This is a genomic window from Protofrankia sp. CiT1 (genome assembly GCF_917627335.1).
Taxonomy (GTDB): Bacteria; Actinomycetota; Actinomycetes; order Frankiales; family Frankiaceae; genus Protofrankia.
The window spans coordinates 11805-13283 of the sequence record NZ_CAKJTP010000119.1 but is presented as its reverse complement, the minus strand read 5'-3'; the positions used below and the strand labels follow the sequence as shown (position 1 = coordinate 13283).

Annotated in this window: 3 protein-coding genes; all 3 read right to left on the bottom strand. The window is 65.2% G+C overall.

The annotated features are described in order from the left end of the window. Positions 1-17 precede the first annotated feature (17 nt). Positions 18-296 (bottom strand): type I-E CRISPR-associated endoribonuclease Cas2e, encoded by a 279-nt coding sequence (gene cas2e / locus MJ785_RS16445; protein WP_239310847.1) that lies wholly within the window; start codon positions 294-296, stop codon positions 18-20. Then, positions 293-1285: a type I-E CRISPR-associated endonuclease Cas1e gene (cas1e, locus tag MJ785_RS16440; RefSeq protein ID WP_239381638.1), complete on the bottom strand. Its 993-nt coding sequence runs from the start codon at positions 1283-1285 to the stop codon at positions 293-295. The genes cas2e and cas1e overlap by 4 nt, the downstream gene beginning before the upstream one ends. A 1-nt stretch (position 1286) precedes the next feature. Then, positions 1287-1479 (bottom strand): type I-E CRISPR-associated protein Cas6/Cse3/CasE (locus tag MJ785_RS16435; RefSeq protein WP_239381636.1); only part of this gene is annotated, 193 nt, incomplete at its 5' end.

Here is a 1479-nt window from a genome sequence, read left to right as displayed (position 1 = left end):
CTTGCTGACCTGCGGCTTTAGCGGCGTGGACGGGCAAACAGTATCAGTCCGTCGTAGTCGACGGGGTAGCCTCGATCGCGGCCAGCGGTGCGGACGGTCCAGCCTTGTTCGTTGTTGGCTGGTTCGATCATGACTGCCTGGCCGTCGTTGACGCGAGCGGTCAGGACGGTCCAAAGTCGGTCGCGGACCCGGGCGCTGGGGTTGCCGACGAACACACCGGCCGTTATCTCGATCATCCATCGGGTGAGGTGCCCGCGCAGGCCGTCGGCCACTGCTATGAGGACGATGACGGTCACAGCGGTGGCCGGTGGTCGTCGATGTCCGGGCCTGTGATGCCGAGAAAGCTGACGTCGTCCCAGCTGTCGACCATGTCGATGGCCCAGTTGACCCCGCCGGGGACGCGGTCGTTGACCTCATCCCACAGGTGAAGTTCGTCTTGGTCGTCGATATCCGTTCCTTCGCCGAGAAGCAGATCTTTGATATCGCGGACAATGCGGGCCATGAGCTTGCCATCGGCGACGCGGTCGCGGAAGACGGTCCGGATGTCGCGTTCCTCGGTTCGGCCGGCGGCGGCGAGGTCGAAGGCGAGCGGAATTGTGTATTCCGCCTTGTAGAGATCCGCTATGTCGAGGACGAAGGAGGTGGCTCCGCCGGTGTGGACGAATCCGAGTGCCGGGCTGGCTCCTATTCCTACGACAGCGGCGTGGCATATTCCGTAGAGGCAGGTGTGACCTGCCGACAGGAGCCGGTTGATGTCGTCGCCGGCGGCGTAGGGTTCACCTGGTTTGTACGCGCGTCCGGACCATGCAACGCCGGTGCGTTCCGCGTGCTGTCGGTAAACTTTCTTGACGCGGGCGCCCTCCCGGCCACGGAGCTGTTGCATCGTGGCTTGGGATACGTCTTCGTCGGGGAAGCGTTTGCCGTACATGCGTCGCGCGACACCGAGGCGTTCCTTGGTGCGGGTTACCAGATATGCCTGACGGAGGAGCAGCCCGGCGCCTCGGCTGGGTCCGAGACCGGCGGCGTACATGCGGACCGCGCGATCGCCGACCCAGCACACGGCGGTGCCGGAGTCGGCGAGCAGCCGGACGGCACCGCTGGTGATTCGGGTTCCTGGGCCGATCAGCAAGCTCGCGACAAACGCGGCTGGAACCCTGACGGTACGTTCGCGGGTCACGAGCACGACGGCGTTGTCGTCCCGATCGATATGGCATTTCTCGACATACAGGGTGGAGACGCGGTCTTCGATGCGATGGAGGTCCTGTGGGTTGGCCAGCCACCACATGTCATCCGCCGGTTTCGGCTGGCGGCCGGTAGGCGGCGAGGGTGAGGAGGCCGCATCCATAGGCTTTGGCGGAGCCGACGCCGTGCGTCAACGTATGGCGGGCAAGAGCCGGATCAGTCACTCGCAGCGCTCCGTCAAAGGTTGCGGTGCTCAGCACGACACGATGGCCCCGGGTGCTGGATGCACCCGCACCC

Coding starts and splice junctions, on each gene's coding strand:
- cas1e (WP_239381638.1), bottom strand. CDS start 1,285: ATGTGGTGGCTGGCCAACCCACAGGACCTCCATCGCATCGAAGACCGC.